Origin of the sequence: Yersinia entomophaga, assembly GCF_001656035.1 — a bacterium.
GTDB lineage: Bacteria > Pseudomonadota > Gammaproteobacteria > Enterobacterales > Enterobacteriaceae > Yersinia > Yersinia entomophaga.
The window spans coordinates 1,289,496-1,309,337 of sequence record NZ_CP010029.1 but is presented as its reverse complement, the minus strand read 5'-3'; the positions used below and the strand labels follow the sequence as shown (position 1 = coordinate 1,309,337).

Genomic DNA, 19,842 nt, shown 5'->3' with positions numbered 1-19,842 from the left:
ATCTCCCCTGACTAATCCTTAGGCAGGGGAAGAAATAGCCGGCGGGGTGAGGGCGAGCTGCAGTTGCGTCAGCGAGCAGTACAGACGCCAAACCAGCCCCGCCAGTTCTCGCCCCGACGAGTCCGGATGATGAGCCAGAGTTTCGCTGATGCGCAGTAGCTCTTGCAGCGTTGCCGCTAACGCTTCAGGCTCAACGCCTTTTTCCGTTACGCTGCCTTTCAGACAATGAATACACAAATCCCGCACCGCAGACAGCGGCGGCGCAGTGGTTTGCCAGTCCCGTAACTGCCATACCACATGACTGCAATTCAGATAGACCATGCCCCATCGTAACAGCCAGATGCGCGCTTCCTGATCCTGACTGAGATTTAACTGGCTGATGCGATGATAAATCAGCGATTCAAATCGTGGCTGACTTTGTTGCGGATAAGGGCTGAGCTGGTCGATAAAGTCTCGCCGCAGGGCGCGAATAATTCGTTGGCCTTTTCGTTTATCCGAACTGGGGCGCAAAATCTGGAAAGCCACGCCCGCCAGCATCACGCCCACCAACTTGCCGAGGTTGTCATTAAGGAAGCCCTGATAGTCGTAGCTGGGCGGATTGGTCACACTGAGGAAAGAACCCATAAAAACGATAAGCTGCCCCCACAGCGCCGCGTAGGGCGGATTTTGCTGCTTAAACATCTGCATGGTAACCAGGATCGGTAAGAGTACGGCAGCAAACAACCAAAAGTCGTCGATTCGAATCATGACGCCGAATTTTAAAATAAAGCAGCCGATGGATAACAACACGATGGCTTTCAGCAACGTTATGATGCTGTCCGTCGGGGACGGGCTGGCGGAATACAGTACGCAACTGACGGCGGCCAAAGCCAGCGCCGAACTGCCTGCACTCCATTGGGTGTTTATCCAGAATGCGCAGCCAATAACGATACAGACAAAGGTGCGTAACCCGTTGTAAGCCGCTTCGTAGGTATCGGTGTGGCGCGCCAGCGTGGCAACCTTGGGGAGGGGCAATGTAGTTCGTTCACTGTGTTGTTCCAATTGGCGTAACCAATGGCCAGATTCCAGATACAACCAACAGAAATGACGTAAACGCAGCCAGAATGCGCGGTGGCGGTAATCATCTTTATCTCGCGGGATAATTTGTTGCAAAATTTTGGCGGCTCGATATTTATCGCAATCTGGCTGCTGAAGCTCGGTAATCAGCGTTTGCAAAACCTTTTTCAGATTGCCAGGCGGATTGGGCCAGTTGAGCAACATACGTCGCAGACTGGCGATGACGCTGGTGGTTCGTAATTGATTATGCAGCATAAAATTGAGCGTATTGTTTTGTCGCCGGAAGCGGTAGTGGCTCCAGAAAGCCTGAATGCGCAACAGATTGAGCGTCAGAATCTGCCCGATCACGCCCTCGTGTGAGGTACGAATCTGCGGATCGTCTTCGGTCTGCCACAGCAGCATGGCGTGTTCCAGCAGGCGGGAATGCATACGCCGCAGCGAGGTCAGCAGCGCTTCGCCGTCTGAGGTGCTGGGCAACAGCATCATCATCAGGCCACCGCACAAAATACCGGTAATCACTTCGCAGACTCGCGCCTGAGCGATATCGAAAATTTGTTGAGTATCCGTAGTGTTGACCGTTGAAAAAGCGATGATTGCTGCGGTATAACCGGCCAGAGCAAAGGCGTAGGAAACGTTATTTTGATAATGGTTGGATACGAAAGTACACCAGCCGATCCAGGCGGCAATAGCGAAGGTAAACAGCCAAGGATCATTCAGGCAGTGACCTGCAATAATAACCGAGGCAGCGGCACCCATCAGACTACCAATCACCCGACCAATACTTTTGCTGATTACACCGCCGACGGTGGGGAAACTCACAACCGCCGCGGAAGTCATCGCCCAATAAGGCTCATCCAGATTGAGAGTAAAAGCAACCCACAGTGACAAGCACATCGCCAGCGAATTACGCAAGGCATAGCGCCACTGCGCCCCGCTGGCCTTCCCCCAGGGCGTGCGTTTCCACTGCAGCGGTAGCCAGTGCATTTTTGTCAGTCAGCCAGAGAAATGGTGCAGGTGGTGCCGGCCACTAAGGTTACGTCCGGCGGAACATCGATCAGTTTGATACGTACCGGCACGCGCTGTGCCAGACGAACCCAGGGGACATTCGGCTTAACATCGACGAGCAAGTCGCTATTTGTATCGACACTTTGATCGTAAATGGCGCGCCCGATACTTTCTACTACACCCTGAAGGGGTATATTTCCATTATATAAAACAATATTTGCCCGGTTGCCTTCTTTGATATGTCGTAATTTGGTTTCTTCGAAATAACCCATTACGTAAAAGGAATGAATATCAACCAAAGCCACTAATGGAGTCCCCGCGGTAGCATAATTTCCGATGCGCGTTTGTAAATTGGTTATATATCCCTCAGTCGGTGCATGAATATGGGTTTTACTCAGGTTCCATTTAGCCTGTTCCAGATTAGCCAGCGCGCCCTGATATGCCGCTTTCATTGCTTGAGCGGTTAAATTGGCAATATCCAGGTCTTCGCCTGATATGAGGTTTTTAGGTAAATTTTGACGTCGAGCCAATTCATGATTGGCCTTATCCATATCGGACTGCGCTTTATCCAATGCGGCCTGCGCGTTATCCAACGCCAGTTGGAACGGCATCGGGTCTAGCTCGAATAACAGACTACCGGATTTTACTAATTGGTTGTCGTGTATCGCAATTTGAATAAGCCTGCCGGACACTTCTGGAGTGATGTTGACTAATTCTGCGCGGACTTTTCCGTCTCGCGTCCAAGGGGATTGCATATAATAATTCCACATCCACCCACCGGCGAACATAGCGATAGCAAAAACGATCACGCTGGAAAAATATTTTATCGATTGATATTTCATCTCAATTTACCAACTGACTAAAATCCACAAAGAAATGCTGACGGCAATGACAAAAATAGACAAATCCATTAACATTGGATGCCAGATCTCGCCAGAGTAGATCCAATTCCGTAGTAAATGATGGATCAATAGCCAAAATATCAAACCTAGCATAACCGCCTTGAAGAGAGGCGGGAAATAGATCGAGGCACCCAGTACCCAGTCCGTTAAGGGTGATGCCATTGGTACAGGAGTTACTTGCATTGGGTTAATCCTTTGGGGTTAGAATTAAAGAAATCTTCACCTTTTCTAAAGGATTTCTCGTATTTATTGCTATTAACACTGCATCGGCGGTATATATACATTTGTATTTTTAATGTTAATTACCCAAAATAGACTGGACTCTGGGAGTTATGCTAGCACGCTAATTAAAAGGAGGGGCAATTGGAATCGACATTAGGATCTGATTTAGCACGATTAGTTCGCGTTTGGCGCGCTTTAATCGATCATCGATTAAAACCGTTGGAACTGACCCAAACACACTGGGTTACGCTCCATAACATTAGTCGTTTACCACCGGAGCAATCGCAGATTCAACTGGCAAAAGCGATTGGTATCGAGCAGCCATCGTTGGTTCGGACTTTGGACCAACTGGAGGATAAGGGATTAATCACACGGCAGACTTGTGCTAACGACCGCCGCGCTAAGCGGATTAAATTAACGGAAGAGTCGTGTTCGACCATCAAAAAACTCGAACACGTCATTGAAACAACCCGAGGCGAAGTCATGTCGAATATCACGGATGCGGAGGTTATTTTGTTAACAGGTGTGCTAATGAAACTTGAACAAAATATTAATCAATTACACAGTAAGTAAAAATAATAAAGTTCAAATAATCTATTCACAGCAAAAGAAAACAACCGGGGATCAATGTGATCCCCGGTTTTTTTATGTCCGCGCCAAACTTAACGTGGGCTGACGGTCACGGTGCTGCCGCTGCTTGCCAGCATCACACGCTGGCCAACGCTGAAGCGAGTCGGGCCTTGTTTCTGAACCACCAGAATAGTGGTGCCGTCGTCTTTACGTACTTCCAGTTGCACGCCATCGGTACGGTTCATCGCGCCCTGTACGCCCTGACCAGCAACGCCACCGGCTACGGCACCCGCTGCGGTTGCCAGACTACGACCGGTACCACCGCCAACGGTGTTACCCAGGAAACCACCCAGCACAGCACCACCGATAGCGCCAATTACGTTGTCGCCGTCACCGCCTTGAATGGTTACCGGGCGAACAGAAACCAATGTACCGTAGGTTACGGTTTGCACTTGCTTGGCCTGTGACGCGCTGAATACATCACCAGACAGCGTGCTGTTGTTCGCACAACCGGTCAGAGTAACCGCAGCGATAGCAATGACGAGGAAAGGCTTAATCATAAAAACTCCTAGTTTAAAGTGCATAACCGATATTCGGTTCACTATGTCCTGTCTACCTATACGCGAAACCAATTAATTTCGGGTATAGATAAAAGTATGGCTGACCCCAACAGTTATTGCATCACATTGTAGTTATCGCACCACACTGTATTGAAGCACATTGTCGGTTAGTTGATCGCTAGCCTAACGTGTATTCCCTTAATCAATATTAAACGGTGGTTTAAATTTCTAAAAGCAGGAAATGAAAAAGAAAAAAATCATCCATTTTCTGTGAGCTGCCTGGCAAAACCAGCCTTGCATTATATAGGGGAAGACAGCGCGGGATACACTCTAAAAACTACATCTTTTCATGGTGTTAATTTTATTATTCTGGTTTAGTAACCTCATTGGGGGTTGTTGTTTTTTTTTTGTCATTGTACTCCCGCAGCGGGAGATAAGGTCATTGCTATGAAATCAGGCCGCTTTATTGGGGTGATGTCGGGTACCAGCCTGGATGGAATCGATGTGGTTCTGGCTGCGATCAATGAGCGAATGGTGGCGCAGCAGGCCACTTATAGCCACCCGATACCGCTTCAGTTGAAAAAAGATATTCTGGCGATGTGTCAGGGGCAAGAAACCACCTTATCGGCGGTGGGCAGGCTAGATGCGCAGTTGGGCACGCTGTTTGCCGAAGCGGTGCTGGCGCTGATGAAAAAAACCGGCGTGTCGCCGCAGGACATCACCGCAATTGGTTGTCACGGGCAAACTGTCTGGCATGAACCGATGGGAGAGCCAGGTTTTACTCTGCAGTTAGGGGACAATAATCGCATTGCGGCGATAACGCAGATTACTACCGTCGGGGATTTTCGGCGACGGGATATGGCCTATGGCGGCCAAGGGGCGCCACTGGTGCCAGCTTTCCACCACGCATTGCTGGCGCATAATGCCGAACGGCGGATGGTGCTGAATATTGGCGGTATCGCTAATTTATCCATGCTGATCCCTGATTCTCCGGTCAGAGGTTTTGATACCGGCCCCGGAAATATGTTGATGGACGCGTGGATTTGGCGTCATCGCTCGTTGCCTTACGACCGCGATGCCGAATGGGCGTTGAGCGGTAAGGTCAATCAGCCGCTATTGAAGCAAATGTTGTCCGATCCTTACTTTGCCAAACCTGCGCCGAAAAGCACTGGGCGGGAGTATTTCAACGCCGCCTGGCTGGAACAGCAGCTGAAGATTATGCCGCGAATAGCGCCTGAAGACGTGCAGGCGACGCTGGCAGAGCTGACGGCGGTGACCATTGCCGAACAGGTTCAACTGGCGGGAGGTTGCGAGCGTTTGCTGGTGTGCGGCGGCGGTGCGCGGAATCCACTATTGATGGCGCGAATGTCGACGATGTTGCCGGGCACTGAAGTCGCGACCACCGACAGCTTTGGCGTCAGTGGCGACGATATGGAAGCCCTGGCTTTTGCCTGGCTAGCATTTCGCACGCTTTCAGGCCTGCCGGGCAATTTACCGTCGGTTACCGGAGCCAGCTGTGAAACCGTTTTGGGCGCGATTTACCCGGTCATACAGCCAGGGCGATAAGGCGACGCTTTTAGGATATTAGGTGATTCAATTTATTCTGCAATTCAATATATTCGGTAAGTCCAGCCTACGGGTGATAGGCTGCGGGAGAAGCTCATGACAGGAGATAAGGCAATGAAATCCGTTTTCACGGCGATTGCCGTACTGACTTTGGCTGGATGTAGCCAGTTTTCACAGAAAAGTGAAACTTTGCACTATCAATGCGGGGGTACCCAGTTGACGGTAGCGCTGGATAATAAGCAGGACAAAGTTAGGTTTGTGATGGATGGCAAGCAACTGAATCTGCCGCAGGTAGTTGCTGCTTCGGGCACCCGATACAGTGACGGTTATTATACGTTCTGGTCGAAAGGTGACAGCGCCTTTATCGAGCGGGGCGATAAAATCGTGATGAATGATTGCGTGCTCGTGCCCTCGAAGTGATTGACTACTAGAAACAGGCAGTGACGTCAGGGCGATTGAGATCTTGGCGTCACAGAGGCACAATAATAATCCACTGAGTTTCAGCGCGTTACAGAGTGTATATGACTGAAAATAATGAGTTTGATGTTGCAGACCTACGACGTGAATATACCCGTGGCGGTCTGCGCCGCAAGGACCTGACTGCTAACCCGCTGGATTTATTTGAGCGCTGGCTGAAACAAGCCTGTGAAGCGCGTCTCGCAGACCCGACGGCGATGTGCGTGGCGACCGTTGATGCCAATGGTCAACCTTTTCAACGTATTGTATTACTAAAGCATTTCGATGACGAAGGCATGGTGTTTTACACCAACCTAGGCAGCCGAAAGGCTCAGCAATTGGCTGAAAACCCCCATATAAGCCTGCTATTCCCTTGGCATACGCTGGATCGCCAGGTGATTTTCCTCGGCAAAGCCGAACGTTTGTCGACCTTCGAAGTACTTAAATATTTCAACAGCCGTCCTAAAGATAGCCAGATAGGTGCCTGGGTTTCTCAGCAATCCTCGCGGATTTCCGCGCGCGGCGTGCTGGAAAGCAAATTTTTGGAGTTGAAACAAAAATTCCAGCAGGGAGAGGTACCGGTGCCGAGTTTCTGGGGCGGATTCCGCGTTCGTTTCGACTCGGTTGAGTTCTGGCAGGGAGGCGAACATCGCCTGCATGACCGTTTTCTCTACCAACGAGACGCCGATACGTGGAAAATTGACCGTTTAGCCCCCTGAGAACGATGAAATATTGAGGTTAAACCTAGCGCTCGCGGGGCGGGCGCTTTATTCTATACCCTTCCTTGAACGCATCCTGATGGGGTGCCATCTGGCACGCAGGCATTACGCCGATAAACGACAACATTTCCCGATGGCAAGTGTTCCCGTTAAACGTTAACCAGATAAATATATTGCATAAGACAATGGAGTCGTTAATGACTAGCAGCAACCTGATTAAACAATTGCAAGAGCGGGGCCTCGTTGCCCAGGTTACGGATGAAGACGCGTTAGCAGAGAGACTGGCGCAAGGGCCAATTTCACTGTATTGCGGTTTCGATCCTACCGCAGACAGCTTGCATTTGGGTCATTTGGTTCCGTTGTTGTGCCTGAAGCGTTTTCAGTTACAGGGTCACCGCCCGGTGGCGCTGGTGGGTGGGGCGACCGGCTTGATCGGCGATCCTAGCTTCAAAGCCACGGAACGTAAGCTGAACACCGCGGATACCGTTAATGAATGGGTCGAGAAAATCCGTCATCAGGTTTCCCCGTTCCTGGATTTCAACTGCGGCGAGAACAGCGCGATTACCGCCAACAATTACGATTGGTTCGGCGGCATGAATGTGCTGACTTTCCTGCGTGATATCGGTAAACACTTCTCTGTTAACCAAATGATTAACAAAGAAGCGGTAAAACAACGTCTAAATCGCGATGATAGCGGTATTTCCTTCACTGAATTCTCTTACAATCTGTTGCAAGGCTATGATTTCGCCTGCCTGAATAAAGAGCATAATGTGGTTCTGCAAATCGGCGGTTCCGATCAGTGGGGCAATATTACCTCCGGGATAGATTTAACTCGTCGTCTGCATCAGCAGCAAGTGTACGGCCTGACTGTGCCATTGATTACCAAAGCTGACGGCACCAAATTCGGTAAAACCGAAGGTGGCGCGGTATGGTTAGACCCGAAAAAAACCAGCCCGTACAAGTTCTACCAGTTCTGGATTAACACCGCCGATGCGGATGTGTATCGCTTCCTGAAATTCTTCACCTTTATGAGTCTGGAAGAGATCAATGCGCTGGAAGAAGAAGATAAAAACAGCGGCAAAGCGCCGCGCGCTCAGTACGTGCTGGCTGAAGAAGTGACCGGTATGGTTCACGGTGCTGAAGGTCTGGCGGCGGCAAAACGTATTACGGCCAGCCTATTCTCCGGCAATCTGAACGACATGACCGAAGCCGACTTTGCCCAACTGGCCCAAGACGGTATGCCGGCGATTGAGTTAACCCGCGATGCCGATCTGCAACAGGCACTGGTGAATGCGGAATTGGCTCCGTCCCGCGGTCAGGCGCGTACCCTGATTGGTTCCAATGCCGTGACCATTAACGGCGAGAAACAGGCGAACCCGGAATACACCTTTAGCGATGCGGATCGTCTGTTTGGCCGCTTTACCTTACTGCGCCGGGGCAAAAAACATTACTGCCTGGTGAGCTGGATCTAAATCGGTGCGAAAACAAGGGGCCTGGTGTCCCTTGTTTTTTATGGTCAACGATTAACTGCGGGCAAACACGCAGTGATAATGGTGTTACTGAAAGGGCCGAGCAGCCCCTAACTTTAGGCCGTACCGATGAAAAATATACTTTCCATTCAATCCCACGTTGTTTTTGGTCATGCAGGCAATAGCGCTGCGGAATTTCCTATGCGCCGCATGGGCGTTAATGTCTGGCCGTTGAACACCGTTCAATTCTCCAATCACACTCAGTATGGTCATTGGACTGGCTGCGTGATGCCAGCCAGCCATTTGACTGAAATTGTGCAGGGCATTGCCGATGTTGACCGTTTGAAAGACTGTGATGCGGTGCTGAGCGGCTATATTGGCTCGCCGGAGCAGGGCGGCCATATTTTGGCTGCGGTGAAACGCGTGAAGGAAGCCAATCCGCAGGCGTGGTATTTCTGCGATCCGGTCATGGGCCATCCGGAAAAAGGCTGCATCGTCGCGCCGGGCGTGGCGGAATTCTTCTGTAAGCAGGCATTACCGGCCAGCGATATTATCGCGCCGAACTTGCTTGAGTTAGAAGAGCTGAGCGGAACGCGAGTGGAAAACGTCGAGCAAGCCGTGACGGTAGCTCGCGGCCTGTGCGCTAAAGGGCCGAAAGTGGTGCTGGTTAAGCATCTTAGCCGCGCGGGTTATGACCTGAACAGCTTTGAAATGCTACTGGTAACAGCGGAAGATGCCTGGCATATCAGCCGTCCGTTGGTGGATTTCGGCAGCCGTCAGCCGGTGGGCGTCGGTGATTTAACCAGCGGCCTACTGTTGGTGAATTTGCTAAAAGGCGAAGCGTTAGATAAAGCGCTGGAGCACGTCACCGCCGCAGTTTATGAAGTGATGCTGACTACCCAGCAAATGGGCGAGTATGAATTACAAATCGTGGCTGCACAGGATCTTATCGTCAATCCGGTTCATCAGTTTACGGCAGTAAAACTCTAATCATTTTCCCCCGGTCAAAAGCGCAAGTCTGCCATTGCCGGGGGATATCATTCTTTCTTTACGTTTCTTACTTCAGACCTTCCGCAACCAGAGCGCCGTCTACCGCTGGGCGTGCCGCAATCCGGGCGATATAGGCCGTCAGATTTTTATACTGCGGCAGATCGAACTGCATGGCTTTTGCCCAACCCAGAATAGTGAACAGATAGGCATCCGCTACGCTGAATTTATCACCCAGCAGGAAATGATGCTTCGCCAGCACGCTATCGACATAAGCAAATTGTTTGTCTAAACGCTCGCGGGCGATGGTTTTGTACTCGTCCGGCGTTTTCGGGTTGAAGAGTGGGCTGAATCCTTTGTGCAATTCGGTGGCAATATAGTTTAGCCATTCAATAGCATGATAGCGGGCAAGGGTGCCTGCGGGGGCGATCAGATTGCGCGATGGCACCTGATCGGCCAGATACTGCACAATGGCGACGCCTTCGGTTAACAGGCTGCCATCATCCAACACCAGTGCAGGAACCTGTCCTTTGGGGTTGATGGTTAAGAAGTCTTTGCCGCTTTCAGTTTTTTTGGTTGCCAAATCAACGCGTTCAACGCTGAAATCTAGCCCGGTCTCACGCAGGACGATATGTGGTGAGAGGGAACAAGCGCCAGGTTTATAAAACAGTTTCATCAACAAACTCCTTAATAGTGCACGGGGCGGACTAACGGAATACAGCATTAGCCATACTAGGACAGTCGTGAGGGAAAATCAGCTATTGAATTAACATATTTAACGGCAGGAATCATAACAATCCGATAGTGACGGAGGATGACCTCCGCTACTAGAAATTGGGTGCCCAGTCAGGCAAAAACCTGACGGGGGAAAGACTCAACGTGGTGGACGGCTGCTGATGGAAGAGGACCAGCTAAAGGTGGTGGTGCTCGGTGCCGTTTTTTTGGTTTTTTTCTCAGGGCGGTTGGCTTTGGCGACCAGTGCTCGGGCTTGCATGATTTTTTCGATGGCTTCGTCTTTCACTTTGTTTTGTTCTGAATTGGTGAGTGCGCGTCCCATGTTGATCCTGGCTCTATCAAGTTGGGTTTTCACGTCGCGTTGTTCGCTTGCGGTCATTTCTTTTACAGTCAGCTTTTTCATTTTCGTCGCCTTATTTTTATTTTTCCCAATTAGTGTACAACCTTATTTGTCGGGGTGATGTAAGAGATTGCGATCTCACCGACATTAATATGATTCAAAGGCTGTTAATGACCCAAAAACAGAGAATTTGCTATCCAGTGTTAAAAAATCGAGATAAAAAAGAGTTATTATTATCAGCTATTGTCGGGAACTCGGCCCGGTAATGAATTAGATCGCGGCAGGGAAATTTCAGGGCAGTCAAGCGGTAATCCATTCAGCCCCTGTTGGTCATGGGTAAAACTAATCTGGTTTGCCCCCTCACTTCGCACGATTTTAAGAACGTAAATACTGTCAAAATCAGTATTTTCCCATTCGGGTATTTGTCCAAGCTCGCCGTTATATTCGGTCATTAGTGCCTTAGTGATAGCCATGATTTCATGATGCGCCCAGGAAATAAGCACTTTAGCGCTTGAATATTTTGGTTTTTCTAATTGGTTGATAAGCCAGCCACTTTCTGACTGACCCACACGGATATTTATCGGCATATTGAAGTAGATAGCCGTCGGTTCAATGGTCGCCAACGGGCGGAGATAATAAAAGAAGTGGCCGAAATCCGCTTTTTTTCGCGTTGGATCTGGGGCGAATATAAAGTCAGGTTTGCCATACTTATTTTTTATCACTTTAGGTAATGCCAGGGAACGATTTAAACCCTGACAATTTATCTGCCCAAAACCTGCCTCAGGTTTCTCTGCATGACGAACGAAAATCAGAGTTTGCTCAGTAATCCCATCCTGTATAGGAATAGCGCTCATAGCAGGGAAGGAATTGCAGAGAAGGGGGGAAATAAGTGCAATAACGAATGTTCGCTGTCTATTCATAAGGTTAATCTCTCTATTATCAGTAACATGGAAGATGAAATAGAGATACACCCTACGCCGTAGGAGATCTACGGTGCAGGGTGTTGGTATAAGAATTGCTCAGATTAGCCTGACGCCATAACCCCATAACAGAACGGTGAAACCGAGTAATAGCTCCAGAACCAGCACACCGATGGCCAGCGTTGAACTGGAGAAGATAAAACCTTCGCTACGGTCGATATTCAGGAAGGTTGGAATGCCGAGGTACATCAAATAACCGGCGTAACACAGCCCGACAATCCCGGCGAACAAGCACAGCCAGAGCAAAGGGTAAACCGCCACAATCCCACTCAGAAACATCGGTGTGGCGGCATAACCGGCGAACAAGGTGCAGCTTTGCCAGCTTGGGCGACTTTCATAGCGGCGTGCCATCCAGTAAATCACTCGCCCCATTAAAGCCACGGCGGCAAGAATCATCACATAGAAAATTACGGCGGCGTAGAAAGCGGTAAGCGAGGAGACTTTAATCACCTGACCCTCACCAAAATTCCATCCCACTCTGGTGGTGCCAATAAATGCGCAGATCACGGGAATTGCAGCCATCAACAGGACGTGGTGAGTATAAAAGTGGGGAATACTTTCCGATTCACTTTTGATTTGTTTCATTTCCTGACTGGGATGCACCAGAAGTCCCCAAACATGATTGACCATGAGATACCTCCTTGCCCGTTACCGACTCTCTCTCACGGGCTGATTTAACCTCTATGCCATACTTCTTCTGCCAAGGCTGAAAATTATGTTATGTCTGAAACTACCGACATATTTTGCAGCCGTGATCACAGTATAGTTTATTTCTTATACAGGATTATTTCTGCTTCGGTGCGATAGGGTGAATTTTACTTATTCCTTATCACGCTTTGGGTTCTGGCGGCGATAAGCGATATGGGCGACAGTTCTGAGAATATTACGGATTTCACGTATAGGATTAATGGTATGGTTTTCCAGCCAAACAGGCTGGCTCAGCGGGCGTCTATTTGCAAAATACGCGGTGTGCATTTTTCTCCGGAGGTGTTATGGCTGTATCAGGCAAGAAGGGTCAAATTGATAATATTGAATTTATAGTGGGAGATATCACTCGCTCAAAAAATTTCTACGGTAACCTGTTTGGCTGGCGCTTTACCGATTATGGCCCAACCTATTGCGAATTCACCGATGGTCGCCTGACTGGCGGTTTCACCACAGATGGGGTCGTGACAGCAGCCGGTGGGCCGTTGGTCATTTTGTATGCTGATAATCTGGAAGAAACCGAACGGCGAGTCGTTGAAGCTGGCGGCGTGATGGTTAAACCGATATTTTCCTTCCCCGGTGGTCGTCGCTTTCAATTTCTCGATCCGGATGGCTACCAGTTAGCGGTATGGTCGGCGGAGTAAGTAAAGCTATCTTCTATGAGTCAGTCAATTACGGTCATCCGCATGCCCGCCAAACGGGCATGTAATCAATGGGTTGGGTTGATTCTAAGTGATTAGCGAAATAGCGAGATAACCTGGCGGCGGTACTCGTGGTGAAATGACTCAGACTGCGGCATAACAGGGCATTGGCCTGGCTCCCACTGAGCGACTCGTTTTGCCAATAGCGCGAAAATGCTGTTTTCCCCCGAATCAGACGATGAAGGGAGTGGTTTTATTGGGCTCGGTCTTTATTTGCACTCTATATAAAGAAACGATTTTGAATACTTCAGATATCAGCAATAGCGTTAGGCTCACGGTAAGAATTTTAATGTTGAATTCTTTCAGAACCGGCGTAATCATCGAGAGAGAGGGAATAACTAACAGTAGGCGTAAAGGCTCCTGAATAAATGCCGCTTTAATGGCATATTGGCTGCGAGTCAGAAACAGAACTGTGGTCATTACCAGCGATATTTTAAAAATGATCGATAGGGTAATCATTGTGTAAATCAGCGGATACTTATCAAAACCGGTATCCAGCAGGTACTGCACTTCAGCTACCAAAGGAATTCTTTCCTGTAGGAAATACTGTAAACCGATATATAACACCGCGTAGAGATCCATCACTCCCCAAAAAAGAAATGTCCGGTTTCTTAAATTCATGACTTATCCGTTGCTTAAATTGTGATTGCATCGCTTATTTTGGCGCTCACTTTACCACGTAATTCATTTAATAACATAAGGTTGAAAGGGCAATTGACCTGGCAGATTGTCACCTTACTCGGTGGTTTTCCATGTCAGTGACGTTCTTTTTATGCATTAACAGGCATCTGTTGAGCGCTTGATACGGATGAACAAGGGCTGTTCCCGCCAAATGTCTTGAGGGGAGTCCGTAAACCCAGGTCAGCGCTATAGTTTACAGGTGGATTGGCGCGTGGGAGTACGGATAGAAATATGCATAAATTTGTTTTATAAAAGTTAGATGGGGATATCTTATATCTATGGCACATTAAACTTAAGGATATTGCCGTATGGAATTCAAAGATTACTATGTGATTATGGGCGTTGAGCCAACGGCCTCGCAGAAAGAGATCAAAACGGCTTATCGCAGGTTAGCGCGGAAATATCACCCAGATGTCAGCACCGAGCCAGATGCGGAAAGTCAGTTTAAGGAAATCGCCGAGGCTTACGAAGTGTTAAAAGACGCTGAACGGCGAGCTGAATATGACGAACTGAGGTTACATCGCAACGATCCTCATTTTGGCCAGCAGGCAGGTTATCATGGCGGCGGGCAACAGTGGCAGGGTCGTGCAGGTGGCGGTGATACCCATGATTTTTCCGACTTCTTCGACTCTTTCTTCGGCAATCGCGGCGCCTCTGCTCATTATTCCTCCCATCAATCTTCTCAGAGTATGCGCGGGCAGGACATTGAGATGGAGTTGCCAATCTTCTTGGAAGAAACGCTTTCCGAGCAGACGCGCGCAATTCAAATCCCAACTTATGATGCCCTTGGCAGAACCGACTCAACCAAAACGCTGAAGGTGAAAATTCCTGCCGGCGTTGGGGATGGCGAGCGTATTCGTTTGAAAGGGCAAGGCGTTCCGGGATTCGGTGGCGGCGCCAATGGTGACCTCTATCTGGTCATTCGTATCGCTCCGCATCCATTGTTTGATATTGACGGGCAGAATTTACAAATCGTGTTGCCGCTCGCACCTTGGGAAGCGGCGCTGGGAGCCAGCGTTGAAGTTCCCACTCTTACAGGGAAAATCAATCTGACTATTCCCTCCGGCAGTCAGAGCGGTCAGCGGTTACGAGTGAAAGGTAAGGGGTTGGCGAGCAAAAAAGGCACTGGCGATTTGTATGCGGTTCTCAAGGTGGTTATGCCGCCAAAACCGGACGAGAAGGCACGGGCACTGTGGCAACAACTGTCTGAACAGGCTGCATTTAATCCTCGGACTGGATGGGAGTAACAGATTATGGCCGAAGTACAGATTACTTATACGCTGACTGAATTATGCCAGACAACGGGCATTTTGCAGGACGAATTGGTAGAAGTGGTTGAGCTGGGAGTGATTGTTCCGCTAGATCCCGGTGATTCTCTCTGGGTATTTGACGCGGAAGCGTTAATGTATCTCCAGCGCGCCCGTCGATTGCAAAATGAGTTGGATCTGGATTGGCACGGCGTGGCGATGACCTTGACGCTACTGAAGCAAGTTGAGCAACTCAAGAAAGAAAACGCGCAATTACGTCGGCGGCTGGATCGTTTCGTCCTGTTATCGTAGAGATTTCGCCGGTAGGGTTGAATATGAGGATTACGTTGCACAATCGCGGAAGTTAATACGAAATTAAATGCTAGCGGTACTGCCCATCCTGTATCTGCAGTGTTCGCCGTTAGCTGATTGTCACCTTGCGAGTATCGACTTTGATGTGTGATCCACAGGGTTTGCATCAAAACAAAAAACGCCTCATAACGAGGCGTTTTGACTAACGAAACTAATGGGTTGCTTATGCAGCAGTGACCGGAGTCGCGTCTTTATCTTTCTTTTGCAGATCTAATGTCATGCGATACAGTTTTGGCGCGGTCAGCATCATCAGAATAGCGATAATGGCGGTGACGATACCGATTTGCATAAATACATGGCTGTAGATAGCCAGGGAAGCATGGGCATCAGGCACATCGCTTGGCACCGCTGTCAGCGCGGCAACTTTACCGGCGATCAGTGCGGCAGCGGCGGTGGTCAGGAACCATGAACCCATGATGAAGCCCATCAGACGTTGCGGAACCAATTGTGCAACCATCGCCAGGCCCAGACCTGAAATCATCAGCTCACCGATACTTTGCAGGGCGTAGCTCAGAATCAACCAGTTAACTGACACAATGCCGTGTTCGTTGGCAAAACTGGCGCCCCAAGGCAGAACCAGGAAGGCTGCGGAGCACAGCATCATACCAAAGGCGAATTTGTGCGGCATCGGTAACTTGTCGCCCATTTTGTTATAGATCGCCGCCAAAATCGGGCTGGCAACCATAATCCAGAACGGGTTCAGAGCCTGATACTGTTCAGGTTCAAACGCCAGGCCAAAAATGGAATGCTCAACGTTATGAATCGCGAAGAAGTTCAGGGAAGTTGGCATCTGGCTGTACAGCACGAAGAACACCACGGCTTCCAGCATCAGCAGGAAAGCAACGATCATCTTACGACGAGCAGTACCGTGCAGAGAGAAGGTTTCTTTGGCGAAGATAATAATGATACCTAGGGAAACCAGCGCCAGCGCCCAGCGAGCCACGATTTGGTTGTGCAGCAACCAGGTAGACAGCGTCACTAGCGCAACCACACCAATCAGCACCATAAGCAGTTTTCTGAAATGCAGTGGCGCGAAATCTGGTTTAGAACCTTGGTTTTTCACCCACTTACGGCAGAACCAGAAGTTCACCAAGGTGATCAACATACCGACCACGCTCAGAGAGAATGCCACGCTCCAACCGTATTTTGCTGCTAACCACGGAGTGGCCAACATGGAGAAGAACGAACCGATGTTGACGGACATATAGTACATGGTGAATGCACCGTCCAAACGCGGGTCGTCTTTGTTATAGCAGGTTGAAAGCAGGGAGGACGGGTTGGCTTTAAACAAACCATTACCTACGGCGATGGTCGCCATGCCGATATACACCCAAGTAATATCGTGTCCAGAATAGGCCACCATGGTGTAACCCACGGCCAGCGTCAGCGCGCCTAACACGATAACGCGTTTTGCGCCGAGCACTTTATCACCCAGCCAACCGCCGATGGCGACGAAGCCATAGACCAGTGCGCTGAATGATGAGAACAGGGTGATAGAATCGGCTTCGCTCATCCCGAGCATTTTCACCAGATAGACGGCCATGATCCCTTGTAGGCCGTAGTAACCGAAACGTTCCCAAAGTTCGATGGAGAATATTAGGTAAAAAGCTTTCGGCTGTTTGAAAGCATTCATACTGATGCTTTCAGGTTCGTTGCTGTTGTTGTTTGCAGTTGTCACAGGGACCTCTAATTTTTACTACCGGCCATAAAATGACAGGAATTTGCAAATGTGATGCGCGGAACGGCATCCTTTTGCGTTGTTATAAGATGAATGGCGGCGGTTAATGTTCACTATCTTTGTCAATGAGACAAGCGCTTTGTAATACTCTGTTACATATAAGCGAGGCAGGGGAATAAACCCATGTTACAAATGTTATGCAGTATTAACGTTTATGTTTTCGCGGTTTACCGATTTTTTATTTTGATTAAAAGCTGAGCGGATTTTATTTAGTGATATATTCTGCTATTTGGCTCATCAATAGCTCATCACATTGTACATGGTTAAATGACCCGCTAAATGTTGTGCATATACAGGATTTTCCATAATTATCCAAAATTGAGTGAATTGTTATGCAACAGAATGCGGTTAACCTGATAACGAAATGTGATCCAGTTATCAAATTTAAGTAAAATTTTGTCTTGCAAACTCTCTGTTCCTGACTCTCAGCCTGAAACCCATCTTTTTGACCGGGTTAATCGCCATGAACTTCACAAATCGGCTAAAAATTGCAGAAAGTCTTATTTGTCTGCCAAATGGTTTTTAATGTTGGGTGAGAGCTGCTTGATTGGATTGAGCAAGTGTAGAAAGAGTCGCTGAGCGCGGATAGCGCAGTTCAGACAGGCTTTGCTGCAAAACCGCCTCAGGCCGCTGAGATAGGGGAGCAAAATGATATACTGGAATAAATAACGCGATATTGAGCGCAGTAATGGATATCAAACAACTGATCTATTTGTGCAATCTGGAACAGGCTCGTCATTTTGGGCGGGCAGCCGAGGCCAGTTTTGTCAGTCAGCCGACTTTGTCGATGCGCCTGAAAAATCTGGAACGAGAACTGGGTGTTTCGCTGATCAATCGGGGCAATAATTTCGAAGGTTTTACTCCAGAAGGGGAACGCGTGCTGGCCTGGGCGCGGGAGATTGTTTCGGTTTATCAAGGGTTGAAGCTGGAAGTTGAGTCTCTCAAACACGGTTTGAACGGGACTCTGCGGATTGGCGTGGTGCCGCAGTGCAGCATTTCCCTGTCAGATTTGCTTAAAAGGGTCAGCGAGCGCTATCCGCAGTTGGATTATCGGGTTTCGGTACTGAGTGCCGATCAGCTATTGGAGGCGTTAACCGGTCACTCAGTGGATGTGGGAATAGGTTTTTTCGAGCTTTCCACGCTGAATGAGCTGCATTTTCAGTCTCAGCCTTTGGAAGACAGCGGTGTAGATTTGATTTTTCACCCTCAGCACTTCCCTGATTTGGTGGATGAAACTCCATTGTCACTGGCTCAGGTCGCGGAATTACCACTGTGTCTAGCGGAGCCGACGCGTTATTTCCGTCGTTATCTGGATAACAGCTTTCGCGACGCGGGTTTCTCTCTGCATGCGCGCTTGGAAACTACCTCAATATTTCAGTTATTACAGGGGATCTTCGTCGGTTTAGGCTGCGGATTGTTTCCACGTGGAAGCTTGTTGGAGGATATGTCACCGGCGCTGATGCGACGGCCGGTGAATATTGTCAGTATGAGTCGCCGTGCGGCCGTGGTGGTTGCCGAGCCGGGGCGCGTGACGCCGTTGGCTCAGCATTTCTTTGACGCCGCCAGAGAGTGGTTGGCACCGGTTTAATCGGTCCAGGCCTGCTGCAATGCGCCGCGAGGCGACCCCAATGTTTGTACTAATCGATTGGTCCAGCCTGCTAGCGCTACGCTGAATAAGGTGTCCATCAGTTGCAGCGGTGAAAAACCGCGCTCTTGCAACGGAGCCAGTATCGGCGGACCAAACCTTTCCGGCGCGCGGGTGAGTTCCGCCGCTAGATGAATCACCGAGCTTTCCACTGATTCCGTCGAACTTTGGCTCAAATTCTGGCTAATGCCTGACTGTAATTTATTGATGAGAGTAATGTCTGGTTTTAATTGCAAGTAGCGCTGACGATGGTGAACCAGGCAACAGGCGCTGCCGTTGATTCGCGCACTGACCAGAGCCGCCAATTCCAGTAACGCCGGCTGCGGGTGATGGTCGGGAACCCGTATGCGCAAAAGAATATCAGCGTAAACCTGCTGGCTATGAGGATGCTGGTTTAACACATCGGTTAAGGTCAGGTTTTGTTCCTGTTCCTGCGATTCCGTTTCTAAAGACAGATCCGGCAGCCAGGCCTGCCAGCCCGTCACTTCATCACTAAAATTCGCGCTTTCCGCATCTTCCATTCGAGGAAAACCGGGCAACAGCACCGTGGGATAACCCGCTAACGCAGAAACTGCCGCGACGGCTCGCGCCTGATAGCCGACGAAGCCAATAATTTGCGAGAAGAGAATAATATCCAGTGATGTTAGCCCAGAATCGCTGAGCTGCTGCAATGCGCGGCGGTTTATCAGCGTCGGCTGACTGGCTAACTGCCGGGCGTACTGGGTGAGTAGCGTGAGGCGAATATTGCTTTCTCGCGATGCGTCATCGCTGGATAACGGCATCAGACGTTCGGCATAGTGATTACACAAACGTTGAACACCGGTGACCTGAGCCACGATTAAGGCGCTGCTTAAACGATCGTAGAGAGACAGAGTCAGCTCGGTAGAGAGGGAAACCTGGGGTGGGAACAGCGTTTGATACATGCGGTGCGAGGCTCGTAGCGTTTCGTCGCGCTGCTGTAACAAATCCTGTAAGTCCGGATTGACCTGCGCTTCTAATCCCAATAAGAAAGGGCTTTTATCAGAAAAAGCATTAGCCAGATTCTCACTATTGCTTAAGGCCGAGAAATCATCGTGTCCGTAATGGCCGCTGGTACAAACGCCCTCCCGTAATGCGTCGTCTGTTACGCTACGTTGAGTCTCGTGATACCAGTGGGCATTATCCTGACGTCGAAACTGCACCATGA

At 49.4% G+C, this 19,842-nt stretch carries 21 protein-coding genes; 10 read left to right on the top strand and 11 right to left on the bottom strand.

The features are described 5' to 3' along the window. Window positions 1–18: 18 nt before the first annotated feature. Genes PL78_RS05860 through PL78_RS05850 form a run of 3 tightly spaced genes read right to left on the bottom strand, consistent with a single transcriptional unit; the run spans window position 19 to window position 3,146 of the window. Window positions 19–2,040, bottom strand: coding sequence for an FUSC family protein (locus PL78_RS05860; RefSeq protein ID WP_064513946.1), 2,022 nt, complete (start codon window positions 2,038–2,040; stop codon window positions 19–21). Window positions 2,041–2,045: 5 nt separating this feature from the next. After that, entirely contained in the window at window positions 2,046–2,903 is an 858-nt protein-coding gene (locus tag PL78_RS05855) for an efflux RND transporter periplasmic adaptor subunit (RefSeq protein ID WP_064513944.1), read from the bottom strand. A gap of 6 nt (window positions 2,904–2,909) precedes the next feature. Further along, window positions 2,910–3,146, bottom strand: coding sequence for a DUF1656 domain-containing protein (locus PL78_RS05850; protein WP_064513942.1), 237 nt, complete (start codon window positions 3,144–3,146; stop codon window positions 2,910–2,912). 180 nt (window positions 3,147–3,326) lie between these two features. Between PL78_RS05850 and slyA the strand changes: the two genes are divergently transcribed. Continuing rightward, window positions 3,327–3,758: a transcriptional regulator SlyA gene (gene slyA / locus PL78_RS05845; RefSeq protein ID WP_064513940.1), complete on the top strand. Its 432-nt coding sequence runs from the start codon at window positions 3,327–3,329 to the stop codon at window positions 3,756–3,758. A gap of 89 nt (window positions 3,759–3,847) precedes the next feature. Here slyA and PL78_RS05840 read toward each other — a convergent pair whose 3' ends face one another. Next, the gene (locus PL78_RS05840) at window positions 3,848–4,315 is read right to left on the bottom strand and encodes an outer membrane lipoprotein (protein ID WP_064513938.1); all 468 of its coding nucleotides are present in this window, start codon (window positions 4,313–4,315) and stop codon (window positions 3,848–3,850) included. A gap of 447 nt (window positions 4,316–4,762) precedes the next feature. Here PL78_RS05840 and anmK point away from each other — a divergent pair, with 447 nt between their 5' ends. The 5 genes from anmK (at window position 4,763) to pdxY (ending at window position 9,515) form a co-directional block, all read left to right on the top strand. After that, on the top strand, window positions 4,763–5,881 hold the full coding sequence (gene anmK / locus PL78_RS05835) for an anhydro-N-acetylmuramic acid kinase (RefSeq protein ID WP_064513936.1): 1,119 nt from the start codon (window positions 4,763–4,765) through the stop codon (window positions 5,879–5,881). A gap of 114 nt (window positions 5,882–5,995) precedes the next feature. Further along, a complete protein-coding gene (locus PL78_RS05830) occupies window positions 5,996–6,301 on the top strand; it encodes an MliC family protein (protein WP_064513934.1) in 306 nt (101 codons plus the stop codon). A gap of 101 nt (window positions 6,302–6,402) precedes the next feature. Then, window positions 6,403–7,056: a pyridoxamine 5'-phosphate oxidase gene (gene pdxH, locus PL78_RS05825; RefSeq protein WP_049600193.1), complete on the top strand. Its 654-nt coding sequence runs from the start codon at window positions 6,403–6,405 to the stop codon at window positions 7,054–7,056. Window positions 7,057–7,253: 197 nt separating this feature from the next. Continuing rightward, entirely contained in the window at window positions 7,254–8,528 is a 1,275-nt protein-coding gene (tyrS, locus tag PL78_RS05820; protein ID WP_049600196.1) for a tyrosine--tRNA ligase, read from the top strand. A gap of 126 nt (window positions 8,529–8,654) precedes the next feature. Beyond that, window positions 8,655–9,515, top strand: a complete 861-nt coding sequence (gene pdxY / locus PL78_RS05815; protein WP_064513932.1) for a pyridoxal kinase PdxY — start codon at window positions 8,655–8,657, stop codon at window positions 9,513–9,515. A 67-nt stretch (window positions 9,516–9,582) separates the two neighbouring features. Here pdxY and gstA read toward each other — a convergent pair whose 3' ends face one another. The 4 genes from gstA to PL78_RS05795 form a co-directional block, all read right to left on the bottom strand. Continuing rightward, window positions 9,583–10,188, bottom strand: coding sequence for a glutathione transferase GstA (gene gstA / locus PL78_RS05810; RefSeq protein WP_064513930.1), 606 nt, complete (start codon window positions 10,186–10,188; stop codon window positions 9,583–9,585). A 198-nt stretch (window positions 10,189–10,386) separates the two neighbouring features. Beyond that, on the bottom strand, window positions 10,387–10,650 hold the full coding sequence (gene yjbD, locus PL78_RS05805; RefSeq protein WP_049600203.1) for a DUF3811 domain-containing protein: 264 nt from the start codon (window positions 10,648–10,650) through the stop codon (window positions 10,387–10,389). Between the two features lie 173 nt (window positions 10,651–10,823). After that, the gene (locus tag PL78_RS05800; RefSeq protein ID WP_064518276.1) at window positions 10,824–11,507 is read right to left on the bottom strand and encodes a hypothetical protein; all 684 of its coding nucleotides are present in this window, start codon (window positions 11,505–11,507) and stop codon (window positions 10,824–10,826) included. A gap of 99 nt (window positions 11,508–11,606) precedes the next feature. Next, window positions 11,607–12,197, bottom strand: a complete 591-nt coding sequence (locus PL78_RS05795) for a Yip1 family protein (RefSeq protein ID WP_064513928.1) — start codon at window positions 12,195–12,197, stop codon at window positions 11,607–11,609. Window positions 12,198–12,559: 362 nt separating this feature from the next. Between PL78_RS05795 and PL78_RS05790 the strand changes: the two genes are divergently transcribed. Further along, the gene (locus PL78_RS05790; RefSeq protein ID WP_064513926.1) at window positions 12,560–12,916 is read left to right on the top strand and encodes a VOC family protein; all 357 of its coding nucleotides are present in this window, start codon (window positions 12,560–12,562) and stop codon (window positions 12,914–12,916) included. Between the two features lie 228 nt (window positions 12,917–13,144). On the opposite strand, the gene PL78_RS05785 is transcribed toward PL78_RS05790, so the two are convergent. Then, window positions 13,145–13,594 (bottom strand): hypothetical protein, encoded by a 450-nt coding sequence (locus PL78_RS05785; protein ID WP_128821841.1) that lies wholly within the window; start codon window positions 13,592–13,594, stop codon window positions 13,145–13,147. Between the two features lie 368 nt (window positions 13,595–13,962). On the opposite strand from PL78_RS05785, the gene cbpA reads away from it, so the two are divergent. Next, window positions 13,963–14,901 carry a curved DNA-binding protein gene (gene cbpA / locus PL78_RS05780; protein ID WP_064513922.1) on the top strand — a complete coding sequence of 313 codons (939 nt, stop codon included), beginning with the start codon at window positions 13,963–13,965 and terminating at the stop codon, window positions 14,899–14,901. Window positions 14,902–14,907: 6 nt separating this feature from the next. Continuing rightward, window positions 14,908–15,213: a chaperone modulator CbpM gene (gene cbpM, locus PL78_RS05775; protein ID WP_064513921.1), complete on the top strand. Its 306-nt coding sequence runs from the start codon at window positions 14,908–14,910 to the stop codon at window positions 15,211–15,213. 223 nt (window positions 15,214–15,436) lie between these two features. Here the strand turns inward: cbpM and dtpA are convergent, their stop codons facing one another. Beyond that, window positions 15,437–16,951: a dipeptide/tripeptide permease DtpA gene (gene dtpA, locus PL78_RS05770; RefSeq protein WP_064513919.1), complete on the bottom strand. Its 1,515-nt coding sequence runs from the start codon at window positions 16,949–16,951 to the stop codon at window positions 15,437–15,439. A 748-nt stretch (window positions 16,952–17,699) separates the two neighbouring features. On the opposite strand from dtpA, the gene PL78_RS05765 reads away from it, so the two are divergent. Beyond that, window positions 17,700–18,599, top strand: coding sequence for a LysR family transcriptional regulator (locus PL78_RS05765; RefSeq protein ID WP_064513917.1), 900 nt, complete (start codon window positions 17,700–17,702; stop codon window positions 18,597–18,599). Here the strand turns inward: PL78_RS05765 and PL78_RS05760 are convergent. Continuing rightward, window positions 18,596–19,840: a CMD domain-containing protein gene (locus tag PL78_RS05760; RefSeq protein WP_064513915.1), complete on the bottom strand. Its 1,245-nt coding sequence runs from the start codon at window positions 19,838–19,840 to the stop codon at window positions 18,596–18,598. The genes PL78_RS05765 and PL78_RS05760 overlap by 4 nt on opposite strands. Between the last annotated feature and the right edge of the window lie 2 nt (window positions 19,841–19,842).

Bases quoted from the DNA above. Each gene is read 5' to 3' on its own strand.
- tyrS (WP_049600196.1), top strand. From the start codon at position 7,254: ATGACTAGCAGCAACCTGATTAAACAATTGCAAGAGCGGGGCCTCGTT.
- cbpA (WP_064513922.1), top strand. From the start codon at position 13,963: ATGGAATTCAAAGATTACTATGTGATTATGGGCGTTGAGCCAACGGCC.
- PL78_RS05860 (WP_064513946.1), bottom strand. From the start codon at position 2,040: ATGCACTGGCTACCGCTGCAGTGGAAACGCACGCCCTGGGGGAAGGCC.
- PL78_RS05840 (WP_064513938.1), bottom strand. From the start codon at position 4,315: ATGATTAAGCCTTTCCTCGTCATTGCTATCGCTGCGGTTACTCTGACC.
- PL78_RS05795 (WP_064513928.1), bottom strand. From the start codon at position 12,197: ATGGTCAATCATGTTTGGGGACTTCTGGTGCATCCCAGTCAGGAAATG.
- PL78_RS05765 (WP_064513917.1), top strand. From the start codon at position 17,700: ATGGATATCAAACAACTGATCTATTTGTGCAATCTGGAACAGGCTCGT.
- PL78_RS05850 (WP_064513942.1), bottom strand. From the start codon at position 3,146: ATGCAAGTAACTCCTGTACCAATGGCATCACCCTTAACGGACTGGGTA.
- PL78_RS05830 (WP_064513934.1), top strand. From the start codon at position 5,996: ATGAAATCCGTTTTCACGGCGATTGCCGTACTGACTTTGGCTGGATGT.
- pdxY (WP_064513932.1), top strand. From the start codon at position 8,655: ATGAAAAATATACTTTCCATTCAATCCCACGTTGTTTTTGGTCATGCA.
- pdxH (WP_049600193.1), top strand. From the start codon at position 6,403: ATGACTGAAAATAATGAGTTTGATGTTGCAGACCTACGACGTGAATAT.
- PL78_RS05790 (WP_064513926.1), top strand. From the start codon at position 12,560: ATGGCTGTATCAGGCAAGAAGGGTCAAATTGATAATATTGAATTTATA.
- gstA (WP_064513930.1), bottom strand. From the start codon at position 10,188: ATGAAACTGTTTTATAAACCTGGCGCTTGTTCCCTCTCACCACATATC.
- yjbD (WP_049600203.1), bottom strand. From the start codon at position 10,650: ATGAAAAAGCTGACTGTAAAAGAAATGACCGCAAGCGAACAACGCGAC.
- cbpM (WP_064513921.1), top strand. From the start codon at position 14,908: ATGGCCGAAGTACAGATTACTTATACGCTGACTGAATTATGCCAGACA.
- PL78_RS05760 (WP_064513915.1), bottom strand. From the start codon at position 19,840: ATGGTGCAGTTTCGACGTCAGGATAATGCCCACTGGTATCACGAGACT.
- anmK (WP_064513936.1), top strand. From the start codon at position 4,763: ATGAAATCAGGCCGCTTTATTGGGGTGATGTCGGGTACCAGCCTGGAT.
- PL78_RS05855 (WP_064513944.1), bottom strand. From the start codon at position 2,903: ATGAAATATCAATCGATAAAATATTTTTCCAGCGTGATCGTTTTTGCT.
- PL78_RS05785 (WP_128821841.1), bottom strand. From the start codon at position 13,594: ATGAATTTAAGAAACCGGACATTTCTTTTTTGGGGAGTGATGGATCTC.
- PL78_RS05800 (WP_064518276.1), bottom strand. From the start codon at position 11,507: ATGAATAGACAGCGAACATTCGTTATTGCACTTATTTCCCCCCTTCTC.